Below are 14342 nucleotides of genomic sequence, written 5' to 3'. Positions count from 1 at the left end.
GCCTGGTCTGACTTGGGGTCAGTGATCGTCGTAGCGGATGCCGCTGACCTTGGCCATCTGGTCCAAGCCATCAGGCGCCAAGTCCCGCAGCAGCTCGATGAAGTTCAAGTCCAGCAACTTGCACGCACGCTGCAACAACAGGGGAACAGGGCTTGTGGGTTCGTGTAGGGCGAAGTAGCTGCAAATAGCCAGCAGCCCCTGGCGCACGTCCTCGCGGCTGGTGATATCGCCCTGCATTCGCAGGCCACCCGTCGCGCTTTGCGGCGCAGGTTGCGGCTGCTCACTGGTTGGTTGCGGCATGCGCTGGCGCAGTGCTTCGGCGGCACGCAGCAACATCGCCGGGAGGGCCCCCATATCAATGGCGCAGGCAAAGCCGACACGCTCGGTCAACAGCGCCTCGATGTGCTTGCTGCTCCTCAACGCCTGTTCCAGGTGCTCAAGTACGGTCTGCAAATGCTCATGCCCCACTTGCCGCAACACGGCATCGATCATCGCCCGGGAGGCAATTGCGGGGTCGGCGTCACTCACATCGGCATTGGCCAAATCGATGTCGCGCAGGCTGACCCGGCCCAAGGACGCCACCTCGACCAGCGGTGCCGCGCGCAGCTCCTGAAGCAGGCCTGCTTCGTCACACAGGCTGGCGAGGATGTTGACGCGCAGTTGTGGATCGTTGTCGTCGTCCGGGTCCAGTTGCGGATGCACATGTTGCCAGTGGTCGGCCAGCAAGCCCTCGACCAGCACCAGGCCGGCAGCCAGACCGGCGATGCCATGCAGATGCAGTTCGGCCCGGGTGAGGTGCACGGCCAGACGCAAATCCCGGCTGCGGCTGGTCAGGGCCAGAGCGAGCGGGTGCACACGCTTCCAGTCCGGCGCGATGGCCTCGGTGAGCGTGTTGCCGTACTCGACTTCCGGCCTGCCCTGCACTTCAACCTCCAGCACGAGATAGTCAGCGTCGTATTCCAGGCTTTCGCCGCAAGGGCAGTCAGTACTCAAAGGTTCGGCCAAGTGGGCCAGGTGACGGGGAAGGTGCATGGGTATATCCGTCGCAATGCAAGTTCTGAGGGGAGAACACATGGGCGACGAGGTTTATTCCCAGCGGCCGGACCAACGCCTGCGGGAGTTCAGGAGGAAACGCTTGGTAGTGCCACCGGTAATGACTCGGTTCTTAACTAACCGGGTGTGAACAACCGGTTCGATGACAGTGACGTCCAAGGGCATGCGAGGGGGCTCCGCCAACCGGCAATCAAGGCATCTGCCTGCCAGCCCACCTCAAACTGGAACAAAGAACCATGCCCAACGATGGCGTCTGCCTGCCCACCTTGCTGCCCACCCTGTTACCCCAGCTATGGGCATTCGCACTGCGTCTCTCAGGCGATCATCATGATGCTGAAGATCTGGTGCAATTCGCTTGCATGCGTGCTCTTGAGCGCGCCCACCAACTGCAGCCAGGCTCCTCTCCCTTGAGCTGGGCCTACGCCATCGTCCACTCCAGCTGGATCAACGAGGTACGCTCACGCCGGATACGCAGCCGCTCGCGTACGGAGTGGGATGACACCGCTATCGAGTCGATCAGCGACCCCAACGCGCCCACCCCGGAAACCGAGCTGATGCACCAACAGATCCTCACTGCGCTGAACAACCTGCCCGATGGCCAGCGCGATGTCATGTTGCTGGTTGCAGTCGAGCGTTTCAGCTACCGAGAAGCCGCGCAGATCCTCGGTATCCCAATCGGCACGGTAATGAGCCGAATATTTCGTGCCAGGCAAGCGATCGGCACGCTGCTTGAGGAAAACCACCAGGCGCCCCGAGTGCTGCAGGCTTAGCAGGCGAGCCCTGGATCGCTCATTCGCCACCGTATCAGGCGGCCAGTTGGCCACTGGCAATCGCCTCCGATGCCGCCAGCATTGCCCGCAGCAGCACCGCGCAACCTGCGGCCAGGTCCTCGGGCGCGGCGTTCTCAATCTCATTGTGGCTGATGCCATTCTCGCAGGGCACGAAGATCATCCCGGCAGGCCCCAGCTCGGCCAGGAAAATGGCGTCATGCCCTGCCCCGCTGACGATGTCCATGTGCGGCAAGCCCAGGGCTTGCGCCGAAGTGCGCACAGCGTCGACGCAACCACGGTCGAAGTACAAGGCAGGGAAATCGGCCGTGGGAATCAACTCATGGCTCAGGCCATGCTTGGCACAGACGGCGTCGATCACCGCGCGCACGCCGGCGATCATCGAGTCCAGACGCTCGCCCTCGAGATGACGGAAGTCCAGGGTCATGCGCACTTCGCCGGGGATCACATTGCGTGATCCGGGGTAAGCCTGCAAGCAACCGACCGTGCCGCAGGCATGCGGCTGATGAGCCAGTGCAGCGCGGTTGACTGCCTCGACTACCGCAGCGGCGCCGACCAGGGCGTCCTTGCGCAGGTGCATTGGCGTCGGGCCGGCGTGGGCTTCTACGCCGCGCAAGGTCAGGTCGAACCACTTCTGCCCAAGGGCGCCGAGCACCACACCGATGGTCTTGGCCTGGTCTTCAAGAATCGGCCCCTGCTCGATGTGCGCTTCGAAGTAGGCGCCCACCGGGTGGCCCAGCACTGCCCGCTGGCCGGCGTAGCCGATGGCATCCAGCGCCTCGCCCACCGTCACGCCCTGGGCGTCGTGCTTGGCCAGGGTGTCCTGCAGGGTGAACTTGCCGGCAAACACCCCCGATCCCATCATGCACGGCGGGAAGCGCGAGCCCTCCTCGTTGGTCCACACCACCACTTCCAACGGGGCCTCGGTTTCGACGTTGAGGTCATTGAGGGTGCGGATCACCTCCAGGCCCGCCATCACCCCAAAGCAGCCATCAAACTTGCCGCCGGTAGGTTGAGTATCTATGTGGCTGCCGGTCATCACCGGTGGCAGTGTGGGATTGCGCCCGGGGCGGCGGGCGAAGATATTGCCGATCCCATCGATGCTAACGGTGCAGCCAGCGGCCTCGCACCATTCAACGAACAGATCGCGCGCCTGGCGGTCAAGGTCAGTCAGTGCCAGGCGGCAGACACCCCCCTTGGGCGTGGCACCGAAGCGGGCGAGGTCCATCAGCGATTGCCACAAGCGCTCACTGTTGATGTGGCGTTCGGTGGATTGGAGGACATCCTTGGTTGGGGTCATCGGTCGTATCTCCTCAGGCATTCTTGTTATCAGCATTGATCACGGGCGGCACTGGGCCACGCACCGCTACCCCACCAAGCGCGTAATACAGCGCCCCGCCGAGTAGCGATCCGGTAAACCAGCCATAGTCGTAGAACCAGCTGAAACTGCTGTTGCCGATGGCCATCACGGTCAGCGCCACCGGTAGCGCAAAGGCGGCGAAGCCTGCCCAGTTCCAGGCTGGATAGACGTCATCGCGGTACAGCCCGGCCAGGTCCAGCTTCTGCCGACGGATCAGGAAATAGTCCACCACCATGATCCCGGCAATCGGCCCCAGCAGGCTGGAATAACCGAGCAACCAGTTGGAATAGACGCTCTCCAGGCTCAGGTCGGAAACAATCAAGCCGAGCTTCTTGAGCAGCTCATGGCCCATCAGCGCCAAGCCGATGAAACCGGTCAGCCACACGGCGCGGCTGCGCCCGATCAGGCGCGGCGCGATGTTCTGGAAGTCGTTGGTCGGCGAGACGATATTGGCGGCGGTGTTGGTCGACAATGTGGCGATCACGATCAGCGCCATCGCCAGAGCCACCCAGCCTGGGCTGTGGATCTTGCCAATCAGGCTCACTGGGTCGGACACCGTTTCACCCACCAGCGACGCCGACGCTGCGGTCATCACCACGCCCAATGCGGCGAACAGGAACATGGTCAGCGGCAGGCCGAAAATCTGCCCGAGAATCTGGTCTTTCTGGCTTTTGGCGTAGCGGCTGAAGTCAGGAATGTTCAGCGACAGCGTGGCCCAGAAACCGACCATCGCGGTAAGCCCGGCGCAGAAGTAACTCACCACGCTCGCCCCTTCGGGGCGCTTGGGTGGCTGGGCCAGCAGCTCGCTCATCGACATGTGCGGCAACGCCCAGAACAACAGGCCAAAACCCACCGCCACCAGCAGCGGCGCCGACAAGGTTTCCAGCCACTTGATCGACTCCGCGCCGCGCAGCACCACCCACAGGTTTAGCGCCCAGAACATCATGAAACCGATCACTTCGCCGGTCCCGCCCAGGGCTTTCCACTCGGGGAAGACCGAGCCCAAAAACAGATGAATGGCCAGACCACCGAACATCGTCTGGATGCCGAACCAGCCGCAGGCCACCACCGCGCGGATCAGGCACGGCACATTGGAGCCGAGGATGCCGAACGATGAACGCAGCAGTACCGGGAACGGAATACCGTACTTGGTACCCGGGAAAGCATTCAGGGTCAGCGGGATCAGCACGATCAAGTTGGCCAGCAGAATCGCCAGCAACGCTTCGCCCACGCTCAGGCCGAAATACGCGGTGAGCACACCGCCTAGGGTGTAGGTAGGCACGCAGATGGACATGCCCACCCACAGTGCAGTGATATGCCATTTGTTCCACGTGCGCTGGTGCACCTTGGTCGGGGCAATGTCATGGTTGTAGCGTGGGCTGTCGAGCACGTCACTGCCCGCCGACAGCTCGAACAAGCCGTCCTGCTCGACCACTTGCGATCTGCTCTGTTGCATGGGGCCTTCTCCAGATTTTTCTAATTTTTTGCTCATCGGGCTAATGCGATGGCCGGAGTACACGCGGACCGAAAATGCTGGATTCGCCCAGAAAATCTTGCCCATTTCCTGATCCTGTCAAGCTCGACAGCAAGCCTAGCGAACCGCGCATTAACCTTACGGAATGGATTTATTCATGTTTATCAGCACGTTAATGACCACAGGTTTTATCGGGAATATTTTCTTGCTCAAATCCAAACCAGCAACTAGCCTCGATTCTTGTCAGGCCTGACAGGATTGAACCCCATCACGGGCCAAGACAACAATTCCAAGAACCGGCCCAGACCGGTCAGCCTGCGAGGAAGACGGCATGTCCCTGTTGATCCGTGGCGCCACCGTGGTCACCCATGAAGAGAGCTTTCCCGCCGATGTCCTGTGTGTCGATGGCCAAATCCGTGCCATCGGCAAAGACCTCGAACCGCCCACCGACTGCGAAATCCTCGACGGCAGCGGCCAGTACCTGATGCCTGGCGGCATCGACCCGCACACCCACATGCAGCTGCCTTTCATGGGCACCGTTGCCAGTGAGGATTTCTTCAGCGGCACGGCAGCGGGGCTGGCGGGCGGCACCACCTCGATCATCGATTTCGTCATCCCCAACCCACAGCAGTCGCTGCTGGAGGCCTTCCATACCTGGCGCGGCTGGGCACAAAAGAGCGCCTGCGACTATGGCTTCCACGTTGCCATCACCTGGTGGAGCGAGCAGGTCGCCGAAGAGATGGGCGAACTGGTCAACCAGCATGGGGTGAACAGCTTCAAGCACTTCATGGCCTACAAGAACGCCATCATGGCGGCCGATGACACCCTGGTCGCCAGTTTCGAGCGTTGCCTGCAGCTGGGTGCGGTGCCCACCGTGCACGCCGAGAACGGCGAACTGGTGTATCACCTGCAAAAGAAACTGCTCGCTCAGGGGCTGACCGGCCCGGAGGCGCACCCGCTGTCACGTCCTTCCCAAGTCGAAGGCGAAGCTGCCAGCCGCGCCATCCGCATCGCCGAAACCATTGGTACGCCGTTGTATGTGGTGCACATCTCCAGCCGCGAAGCGCTGGATGAGATTACCTATGCCCGGGCCAAGGGCCAGCCGGTATACGGTGAAGTGCTGCCCGGCCACCTGTTGATCGATGACAGCGTCTACCGCGACCCGGACTGGGCCACTGCCGCCGGCTATGTGATGAGCCCGCCGTTTCGCCCGCGCGAGCACCAGGAAGCGCTATGGCGCGGCCTGCAGTCGGGCAACCTGCACACCACCGCCACCGACCACTGCTGCTTCTGCGCCGAGCAGAAAGCCATGGGCCGCAACGACTTCAGCCGTATCCCCAACGGCACTGCCGGCATCGAAGACCGCATGGCCGTGTTGTGGGATGCCGGGGTCAACAGTGGGCGCCTGTCGATGCACGAATTCGTCGCGCTGACCTCCACCAACACCGCGAAGATCTTCAATCTGTTCCCGCGCAAGGGTGCCATCCGCGTCGGCGCCGATGCCGACCTGGTGCTATGGGACCCACAGGGCACGCGCACGATCTCCGCCCAAACCCACCATCAGCGCGTCGACTTCAACATCTTCGAGGGCCGCACCGTACGCGGCGTCCCCAGCCACACCATCAGCCAGGGCCGAGTGGTCTGGGCCGATGGCGACCTGCGCGCCGAGCCTGGCGCCGGTCGCTACGTGGAACGCCCGGCCTATCCCTCGGTGTACGAAGTACTGGGCCGGCGCGCCGAGCAACAGCGCCCGACGCCCGTCCAGCGCTGAAGCCACCCCGCAATGCCGGACCGGCCCACAGAGGCCGGACGGCGGCGTATTGCCGTTGACTGCCAAAACCAAAAAAGAAAAGAGAGGCTACAACCGTGATCGATGCCCTGAACCATTTGCCGCGCCCCAGGGCCGGCGCCGACCAACTGGCCGAGCAATTCACCGACCTCGCGCCGCCCCTCACCGCCCGCCAGGCTGCCGTGGAGAGCGCGCGCTGCCTGTACTGCTACGACGCACCTTGTGTGAACGCCTGCCCGAGCGAGATCGACATTCCCTCGTTCATCCACCGCATCAGCGACGACAACCTGCAAGGTGCCGCCGAGCGGATTCTCTCGGCAAACATTCTCGGCGGTAGCTGTGCCCGCGTGTGCCCCACCGAAATCCTTTGCCAGCAGGCGTGCGTGCGCAACAACGCCCAGGAGTGCGCGCCGGTGCTGATCGGCCAGCTGCAACGTTACGCCGTGGACAATGCCGATTTCAGCGAACACCCCTTCAAGCGCTCACCCAGTAGCGGCAAACGCATCGCCGTGGTCGGTGCAGGCCCGGCCGGGTTGTCCTGCGCCCATCGCCTGGCCATGCACGGCCATGAAGTGGTGGTTTTCGAGGCCAGTGACAAAGCAGGCGGCCTCAACGAGTACGGCATCGCCCGCTACAAGCTGGTAGACGACTACGCTCAGCGCGAAGTTGAATTCTTGCTCGGCATCGGCGGCATCGAAATCCGCCATGGCCAGCGCCTGGGCGGCAACTTGAGCCTGGCCGAGCTGCGCGATCAATATGACGCCGTGTTCCTCGGCCTCGGTCTTAACGCCGTGCGCCAGCTGGGCCTGGCGGATGAAGAAGCGCCCGGCCTGCTCGCCGCCACCGACTACATCCGCGAACTGCGCCAGGCGGATGACCTTACGCAACTGCCCTTGGCAGACCGCTGCCTGGTCATCGGCGCGGGCAACACTGCCATCGACATGGCCGTGCAGATGAGCCGCCTCGGCGCCCGCGACGTCAACCTGGTGTACCGCCGTGGCTTCGCTGACATGGGCGCCACGGGTCATGAGCAGGACATCGCCAAGGCCAACCAGGTACGCCTGCACACCTGGGCCCGCCCCGACGCCGTGCTGCTCGACGACAACGGCCGCGTGCGCGGCATGCGCTTCGCCCGCACCGAATTGGCAGACGGCAGCCTGGGCGACACCGGTGAAACCTTCGAGCTGGCCGCCGACGCCATCTTCAAGGCCATCGGCCAACGCTTCGACGAACAAAGCCTGAGCGACCCGCTGGCCGCGCAACTGGCCCGCGATGGCGAACGTATTCGGGTCGACGAGGGTATGCGCACCAGCCTGCCGGGCGTGTACGCCGGCGGCGACTGCACTGCGCGGGGCCAGGACCTCACCGTCCAGGCCGTGCAACACGGCAAGCTGGCCGCCGAAGCCATTCATGCCCAACTCATGCTCAACGTGGAGGCTGCATAAATGGCCGACCTGTCTATCGTGTTCGCCGGCATCAAGTCGCCCAATCCCTTCTGGCTGGCTTCAGCGCCGCCCACCGACAAAGCCTACAACGTGGTCCGTGCCTTCGAGGCCGGCTGGGGTGGTGTAGTCTGGAAAACCCTGGGCGAGGATCCGGCGGCGGTCAACGTGTCGTCGCGTTACTCGGCGCATTACGGCGCCAACCGCCAGGTGCAGGGCATCAACAACATCGAGTTGATCACCGACCGTTCGCTGGAGATCAACCTGCGTGAAATTACCCAGGTGAAAAAAGACTGGCCAGACCGTGCGCTGATCGTGTCATTGATGGTGCCGTGTGTCGAAGAATCGTGGAAGTTCATCCTGCCGCTGGTGGAGGCCACCGGCGCCGACGGGATCGAGCTGAACTTCGGCTGCCCCCATGGCATGCCCGAGCGCGGCATGGGCGCGGCAGTCGGCCAGGTGCCGGAGTACGTGGAGCTGGTCACCCGCTGGTGCAAGACGCACTGCTCGCTGCCGGTGATCGTCAAGCTCACGCCCAATATCACCGACATCCGCCAGTCGGCCCGCGCCGCCCACCGTGGCGGCGCGGATGCCGTGTCGCTGATCAATACCATCAACTCGATCACCAGCGTCGACCTGGACCGCATGGTCGCCCACCCGATCGTCGGCGATCAGAGCACCCATGGCGGCTACTGCGGTTCGGCGGTCAAACCGATCGCCCTGAACATGGTCGCCGAAATCGCCCGCGACCCAGAGACACGCGGCTTGCCGATCTGCGGCATCGGCGGTATCGGCAACTGGCGAGATGCCGCCGAGTTCGTTGCCCTGGGCAGTGGCGCCGTGCAGGTGTGCACGGCGGCGATGCTGCATGGCTTTCGCATCGTCGAAGACATGCAGGACGGCTTGGCACGCTGGATGGACCAGCACGGGCATCGCAACCTGGAGGCCTTCCGCGGTCAGGCCGTGGGGCACACCACCGACTGGAAATACCTGGACATCAACTACCAATCGGTGGCGCACATCGACCAGCAGGCCTGCATTGGCTGCGGGCGCTGCCATATCGCCTGCGAGGATACTTCGCACCAGGCCATTGCCAGCACGCTGAAGGCAGACGGGACCCATGCCTACAGTGTGATCGAGGACGAGTGCGTGGGCTGCAACCTGTGCCAGATCACCTGCCCGGTGGAAGGCTGCATCGACATGGTGGCGCAGGATACCGGCAAGCCCTACCTGAACTGGACCCAGGACCCGCGCAACCCCTACCGCGAAGCGAGCTGATCTCGGGTGGGGCTGCTGCGCAGCCCCCCCTCAAGGCTCCAGCCCGATGCCCCGCAGGATCACACCAGTCACCGTCTGCACCGCGCTCTCGAACGCCAGGTCCGACAGCGGTTCCCCGCCATTGAGCACCGCAACCTGGTAGCCGAAGTCGGCGTAGTGCTGGGTCGAGGCCCAGATCATGTACAACAGCGCAGAAGGCTCCACTGGCAAGATGCGCCCTTCCTCCACCCAGCGACGTATCTTGTCTACTTTCATTTTCGCCCAGGGCACCAGGCTGTCCTCCAAGCTCACCGCGAGTAGCGGCGCGCCGTGCAGCATCTCTTCCGCCCAGATTTTCGACCCCAGCGGGCGCGAGCGCGAATGCCCCATCTTCGCCCGGATGTAGCTGGTCAGCACCACCCGCGGGTCGTCGAAATTCTCGAAGCACAATGCGTCCTGCTTCCACACATCCAGCAGGTCCTGCAGCACGGCACGGAACAGCTCATCTTTGGTACTGAAGTAGTAGTGCAGGTTGGAGCGTGGCAGATCGGCCTGTTCGGCAATATCCCCCATCGAGGTGGCGCCATAACCTTTCTCGGCGAAGACCCGTTCTGCGGCCACGAGGATTTTTTCGATGTTGCGCCGGCGAATTTCGATCTTGTGGTTCGCCATCAACCACACCTCGCCCTATCCCGCGCCGGGCATTGCGCCCGGTGCAGGTTGAGCGCCGTATTGATGATGCCTATATGGCTGAACGCCTGCGGGAAGTTGCCCAGCATGCGCTTGCCGGCCGGATCGTACTGTTCGGCCAGCAGGCCGAGGTCATTGGACAGGCCGGTCAGTTGCTCGTATAGCGCCCGCGCCTCATCCTCACGCCCCAGCAGCACGTACACGTCAGCCAGCCAGAACGAGCAGACCAGGAATGTCCCCTCCCCTGGCGTCAGCCCATCACTGCAGCTGTCGCTGTCGTAGCGCAACAGCAGGCCATTCTTGAGCAGCCGCTGCTCGATCTGCGCCAGGGTGCGCAGGAAGCGTTGATCATCCACCGGCAGGAAGCCGGTCAGGGCAATCTGCAGGAGGCTAGCGTCCATTTCCGTCGAGCCATAGGCCTGAACGAAATGCTGGCCCTGGGCATCTAGCCCCTGTTCGCAGACTTCACGGCGGATCTCGTCCGCCACCTGGCGATAGTGCTGACCCCGCTCACGGCCCTCTTCGGTGGTGTCGGCCAACCCCGCCGCGCGGTCGAAGGCGACCCAGGCCATGACCTTGGAATGCACGAAATGCTGGCGACCGCCGCGCACTTCCCAGATGCCTTCGTCCGGTTCACGCCAGATGCGCTCCAGGTACGGCAAGATCAAACGGGAGATCGCCGCGCTGCGCGGGTGCCGGGGCAGCCCGCCCTTGATGGCCTGGCTCATGGCGTCGGCCAGTTCACCGTAGATATCCAACTGCACCTGTTGTGCGGCCGCGTTGCCCACGCGCACCGGCTGCGAGTGCTCGTAGCCGGCCAGCCAGGGCAAGGTGTATTCCTGCAGGTCGCGTTCGCCGGCCAGGCCGTACATGATCTGCATCTGCTCGGGATTGCCGGCCACCGAGCGCAGCAACCATTCACGCCAGGCCTGGGCTTCGTCGAAATAGCCCAGGTTCATGAATGCCAGCAAGGTCATGGTGGCATCACGCAGCCAACAGAAGCGGTAATCCCAGTTACGCTCGTGACCAATACTTTCGGGCAATGAGGTGGTAACGGCGGCGACGATGCCGCCGGTGGGCGCGTAGGTCATGGCCTTGAGTGTGAGCAGCGAGCGGCGCACCCGGGCGCTGTAGGGGCCGACCTCAGGGCAGCGCCCGGCAAAGGCCTGCCAATGGTTGACCGTGTGTTCCAGCGCTTGGTCGATGTCGCAGTCGGGCTGCACCGCCAAGTGCGAGGGCTGGTGGCGCAGGCTGAACACCTGGCGCTCTCCGGCGCCTACCCTGAAGCGTGCGACGGTGTGGTGGTCGCGCGCATGCGAGGGCACGCTGCTGCACAGGATCAGGCGGTCGGGGCCGGCAACGGCGCTGAGGGTCAGTGGGTCGAGCTTTTCCACCCAAGGCACGCTGCGGCCGTAGTCGAAGCGCAGCACCAGGTCCATTTCGAAGTTGGTTTCACCTGTGATGCCCTCGACGATGCGCACCACCGAGTTGACCTCGTCCAGCGGCATGAAGTCGAGCACGCGGGCGCGGCCGCTGGCAGTGACCCAGGTGGTTTCAAGGACCAGGGTATCTTCCAGGTATGCGCGGCTGACGTGCTTGATGGACTCGCTGGGGGCCAGGCGCCAGCGGCCGTTTTCTTCATTGCCCAAGAGCGCGGCGAATACCGCAGGGGCATCGAAACGTGGCAGGCAGAGCCAGTCGATGGAGCCGTCACGGCTGACCAGTGCGGCGCTGCGGCAATTGCCGAGCAGCGCGTAGTCTTCGATGTGCGCGGGCATGGGATCTCCTCAATGATTGTCTGTGCCGGCCTCTTCGCGGGGCAAGCCCGCTCCCACAAGGACTGCACTGAGCCCTGTGGGAGCGGGCTTGCCCCGCGAAAGGGCCAGCTCAGTCACCCCAATTTGTGCCACTCGCGCTTGTCGCGGGTCAGCAATTCATTTCCAGCCTCTGGCCCATCTTCACCGGCTGCATACTCGTGAACCTCGCCATCCTGCGCCCAGGCATCCAGAAACGGCTGCACCGCACGCCAACCGTTCTCGATGTTGTCGGCCCGCTGGAACAACGTCTGGTCACCCGTGAGGCAGTCGTAGATCAAGGTTTCATAGCCGGTTGCCGGGGTCATCTTGAAGAAGTCTTTGTAGGCGAACCCGAGCTCGACGTTCTCCATCACCAACTCTGGCCCTGGGCGCTTGGCCTGCAGGTCGAACCACATGCCTTCGTTGGGCTGGATCTGGATCTTCAGGTAGTTGGGCTTGGGCCGTTCAAGTTCCGACTCACGAAACTGCGCGTACGGCGCGGGCTTGAAACAGATGGCGATTTCGGTGTCGCGCACGCTCATGCGCTTGCCGGTACGCAAATAGAACGGCACGCCGGCCCAACGCCAGTTGTCGATCATCACCTTCAGGGCTACGTAGGTTTCGGTCTTGCTGTCCGCAGCCACTCGCTCCTCCTGGCGATAACCGGCCAGGGATTTGCGGCCCTGCTTGCCAGCGGTGTACTGGCCGCGCACGGAGTTTTTCAGCGCCATCTTCGCCGACCATGGGCGGATGGCACCGATCACCTTGGCCTTCTCGCCACGCACAGCGTCAGCACCAAAGGCCGCAGGCGGTTCCATGGCGACCATCGCCAGCAACTGGAAAAGGTGGTTGGGCACCATGTCGCGCAGAGCACCGGTGTTGTCGTAGAAGCCGCCGCGGGTCTCGACACCCACGGTCTCGGCCGCGGTGATCTGCACGTGGTCGATGTAGTGGTTGTTCCAGAACGACTCGAACAGGCCGTTGGAAAAACGACTGACCAGGATGTTCTGCACCGTCTCCTTGCCCAGGTAATGGTCGATGCGGTAGATCTGCCGCTCGCTCATCACCTTCAGCAGGCAGGCATTGAGCGCCTCGGCGCTGGCCAGATCGGTACCGAACGGCTTCTCCACCACCACCCGGCGAAAGCCCCCGGCGGACTCGTCGAGCAAGCCTGCCTCGCCCAGGCGCTGGGCCACTTCAGGGAAGAAGCGCGGCGAGGTGGCCAGGTAGAAGATCGCGTTGCCGTGGCTGGTCTTGTCGATGCGTTTGGCCAACGCCGCATAGGTGGCTGGGTCCAGGAAATCGCCGGTCTGGTAGTCCAGGCGCTTGGCCAGACGCGCCCAAAGCTTCTCGTCCAGGCACTTGGCCGCTCCCTCGCTGCCTTTGTCCCGCTCACGCATGAAGCCATGCAGGCGCTCGGCAAATTCCTCGGCGGTGGCGGCATTGTGGTCGACGCCGACGATGCGCAGGTTGCGGTCCAGCAGGCCGTCGCGGCTGAGGTTGTACAGCGCCGGCATCAGCAGGCGCTTGACCAGATCACCGTTGGCGCCGAACAGAAACAAGGTGCAAGGCGGAGCAGCAGGTATGGTCGGTTTGGTCATTGGCCTTTCTTCTCGACGTGGCCACCGAAGCCCAGGCGCATGGCTGACAGGACCTTGTCACCATAGGTGCCCTGCTGCTGGCGCGAGCGGAAGCGGGCGAACAGCGCGCTGGACAGTACCGGTACCGGCACGGCCTGCTCGACGGCGGCATCGATGGTCCAGCGGCCTTCGCCACTGTCGGACACCGAGCCGCTGAACTGCGCCAGCTGCGGGTCGGCTACCAGGGCATCGGCGGTGAGGTCCAACAGCCAGGAGGTGACCACACTGCCACGGCGCCAGACTTCGGCAATCTCGGCCACGTTCAGCTCGAAGCGCTGCTCCTCAGGCAACTCGTTGCCGCCCTTGCTACGCAGCAGGTCAAAGCCCTCGGCGTAGGCCTGCATCAGTCCGTACTCGATGCCGTTGTGCACCATCTTCACATAGTGCCCCGCACCGGGCGGGCCGGCGTGGATGTAGCCGTGTTCGGCGCGCCCGTGCTCGCCCTCGCGGCCCTGGGTGCGCGGAATGTCGCCCACGCCCGGTGCCAGGGCTTTGAACAGCGGCTCCAGGCGCTCGAAGACGTCCTTCTCGCCGCCGATCATCATGCAGTAGCCACGGTCCAGGCCCCACACCCCGCCAGACGTACCGACGTCCAGGTAATGCAGCCCACGCTTGGCCAGTTCGGCGGCGCGGCGCATGTCGTCCTTATAGAAGGTGTTACCGCCGTCGATGATCGCATCGCCCGGTTCCAGCAATTCGGCCAATTGTGCGATGGTCTGCTCGGTGGGCTCTCCCGCTGGCAGCATCACCCACACGGCGCGTGGCGCTTTTAGTTTTTGCACCAGCGCACCAAGGTCGTGCGCCCCTTGAGCGCCCTCGCCTTCCAACGCAGTGATGGCTTCACGGTTGCGGTCGTTGACCACCGTGCGGTGACCGGCGCGCATCAGGCGCCTTGCAATATTGCCGCCCATGCGGCCCAGCCCGACGATTCCCAGTTGCATGAGCCGATGCTCCCCTTAAAAATTGATGACAATACAGTTCAGCGTTTCAGATTAGTCCAGCACACCGCCCGAGGGTTCAGCGACGAACGGCGAGACAACGTTAAACAAAAAA

General features: G+C 63.5%; 11 protein-coding genes. 4 read left to right on the top strand and 7 right to left on the bottom strand.

Annotation, left to right across the window (positions count from 1 at the left end):
- Nucleotides 1-18 precede the first annotated feature (18 nt).
- A complete protein-coding gene (gene tssA, locus ACZ6YA_RS01225; protein WP_465894926.1) occupies nucleotides 19-1032 on the bottom strand; it encodes a type VI secretion system protein TssA in 1014 nt (337 codons plus the stop codon).
- Between the two features lie 257 nt (nucleotides 1033-1289).
- On the opposite strand from tssA, the gene ACZ6YA_RS01220 reads away from it, so the two are divergent.
- Nucleotides 1290-1823, top strand: a complete 534-nt coding sequence (locus ACZ6YA_RS01220) for an RNA polymerase sigma factor (protein WP_465894925.1) — start codon at nucleotides 1290-1292, stop codon at nucleotides 1821-1823.
- Between the two features lie 34 nt (nucleotides 1824-1857).
- On the opposite strand, the gene ACZ6YA_RS01215 is transcribed toward ACZ6YA_RS01220, so the two are convergent.
- Together ACZ6YA_RS01215 and ACZ6YA_RS01210 are read right to left on the bottom strand one after the other, a co-directional pair.
- Entirely contained in the window at nucleotides 1858-3141 is a 1284-nt protein-coding gene (locus ACZ6YA_RS01215) for a Zn-dependent hydrolase (RefSeq protein ID WP_465894924.1), read from the bottom strand.
- A gap of 13 nt (nucleotides 3142-3154) precedes the next feature.
- On the bottom strand, nucleotides 3155-4657 hold the full coding sequence (locus ACZ6YA_RS01210) for an NCS1 family nucleobase:cation symporter-1 (protein WP_465894922.1): 1503 nt from the start codon (nucleotides 4655-4657) through the stop codon (nucleotides 3155-3157).
- A gap of 349 nt (nucleotides 4658-5006) precedes the next feature.
- On the opposite strand from ACZ6YA_RS01210, the gene hydA reads away from it, so the two are divergent.
- From hydA to preA, 3 genes are all read left to right on the top strand, one after another.
- Nucleotides 5007-6446 carry a dihydropyrimidinase gene (gene hydA / locus ACZ6YA_RS01205; RefSeq protein WP_465894921.1) on the top strand — a complete coding sequence of 480 codons (1440 nt, stop codon included), beginning with the start codon at nucleotides 5007-5009 and terminating at the stop codon, nucleotides 6444-6446.
- A 95-nt stretch (nucleotides 6447-6541) separates the two neighbouring features.
- On the top strand, nucleotides 6542-7909 hold the full coding sequence (locus ACZ6YA_RS01200; protein ID WP_465894920.1) for an NAD(P)-dependent oxidoreductase: 1368 nt from the start codon (nucleotides 6542-6544) through the stop codon (nucleotides 7907-7909).
- A complete protein-coding gene (gene preA / locus ACZ6YA_RS01195; protein ID WP_465894919.1) occupies nucleotides 7910-9184 on the top strand; it encodes an NAD-dependent dihydropyrimidine dehydrogenase subunit PreA in 1275 nt (424 codons plus the stop codon).
- A 30-nt stretch (nucleotides 9185-9214) separates the two neighbouring features.
- On the opposite strand, the gene ACZ6YA_RS01190 is transcribed toward preA, so the two are convergent.
- The 4 genes from ACZ6YA_RS01190 to gnd all read right to left on the bottom strand — a co-directional run bounded on the left by ACZ6YA_RS01190 (nucleotide 9215) and on the right by gnd (nucleotide 14230).
- On the bottom strand, nucleotides 9215-9835 hold the full coding sequence (locus ACZ6YA_RS01190; protein WP_465894917.1) for a TetR family transcriptional regulator C-terminal domain-containing protein: 621 nt from the start codon (nucleotides 9833-9835) through the stop codon (nucleotides 9215-9217).
- Nucleotides 9835-11631: a glycoside hydrolase family 15 protein gene (locus ACZ6YA_RS01185; RefSeq protein ID WP_465894916.1), complete on the bottom strand. Its 1797-nt coding sequence runs from the start codon at nucleotides 11629-11631 to the stop codon at nucleotides 9835-9837. Before ACZ6YA_RS01185 ends, ACZ6YA_RS01190 begins: the two co-directional genes overlap by 1 nt.
- A 113-nt stretch (nucleotides 11632-11744) precedes the next feature.
- Nucleotides 11745-13250 carry a glucose-6-phosphate dehydrogenase gene (gene zwf / locus ACZ6YA_RS01180; RefSeq protein WP_465894915.1) on the bottom strand — a complete coding sequence of 502 codons (1506 nt, stop codon included), beginning with the start codon at nucleotides 13248-13250 and terminating at the stop codon, nucleotides 11745-11747.
- On the bottom strand, nucleotides 13247-14230 hold the full coding sequence (gnd, locus tag ACZ6YA_RS01175) for a phosphogluconate dehydrogenase (NAD(+)-dependent, decarboxylating) (RefSeq protein WP_465894914.1): 984 nt from the start codon (nucleotides 14228-14230) through the stop codon (nucleotides 13247-13249). The genes zwf and gnd overlap by 4 nt, the downstream gene beginning before the upstream one ends.
- Nucleotides 14231-14342 lie beyond the last annotated feature (112 nt).

It is taken from the genome of Pseudomonas sp. NPDC090752, assembly GCF_055584805.1.
The sequence above is the reverse complement of the archived record's forward strand: the minus strand, read 5'-3'. Positions and strand labels throughout refer to the sequence as shown.

Coding starts and splice junctions, on each gene's coding strand:
- tssA (WP_465894926.1), bottom strand. CDS start 1,032: ATGCACCTTCCCCGTCACCTGGCCCACTTGGCCGAACCTTTGAGTACT.
- gnd (WP_465894914.1), bottom strand. CDS start 14,230: ATGCAACTGGGAATCGTCGGGCTGGGCCGCATGGGCGGCAATATTGCA.
- ACZ6YA_RS01215 (WP_465894924.1), bottom strand. CDS start 3,141: ATGACCCCAACCAAGGATGTCCTCCAATCCACCGAACGCCACATCAAC.
- ACZ6YA_RS01185 (WP_465894916.1), bottom strand. CDS start 11,631: ATGCCCGCGCACATCGAAGACTACGCGCTGCTCGGCAATTGCCGCAGC.
- hydA (WP_465894921.1), top strand. CDS start 5,007: ATGTCCCTGTTGATCCGTGGCGCCACCGTGGTCACCCATGAAGAGAGC.
- ACZ6YA_RS01210 (WP_465894922.1), bottom strand. CDS start 4,657: ATGCAACAGAGCAGATCGCAAGTGGTCGAGCAGGACGGCTTGTTCGAG.
- ACZ6YA_RS01220 (WP_465894925.1), top strand. CDS start 1,290: ATGCCCAACGATGGCGTCTGCCTGCCCACCTTGCTGCCCACCCTGTTA.
- zwf (WP_465894915.1), bottom strand. CDS start 13,250: ATGACCAAACCGACCATACCTGCTGCTCCGCCTTGCACCTTGTTTCTG.
- ACZ6YA_RS01190 (WP_465894917.1), bottom strand. CDS start 9,835: ATGGCGAACCACAAGATCGAAATTCGCCGGCGCAACATCGAAAAAATC.
- preA (WP_465894919.1), top strand. CDS start 7,910: ATGGCCGACCTGTCTATCGTGTTCGCCGGCATCAAGTCGCCCAATCCC.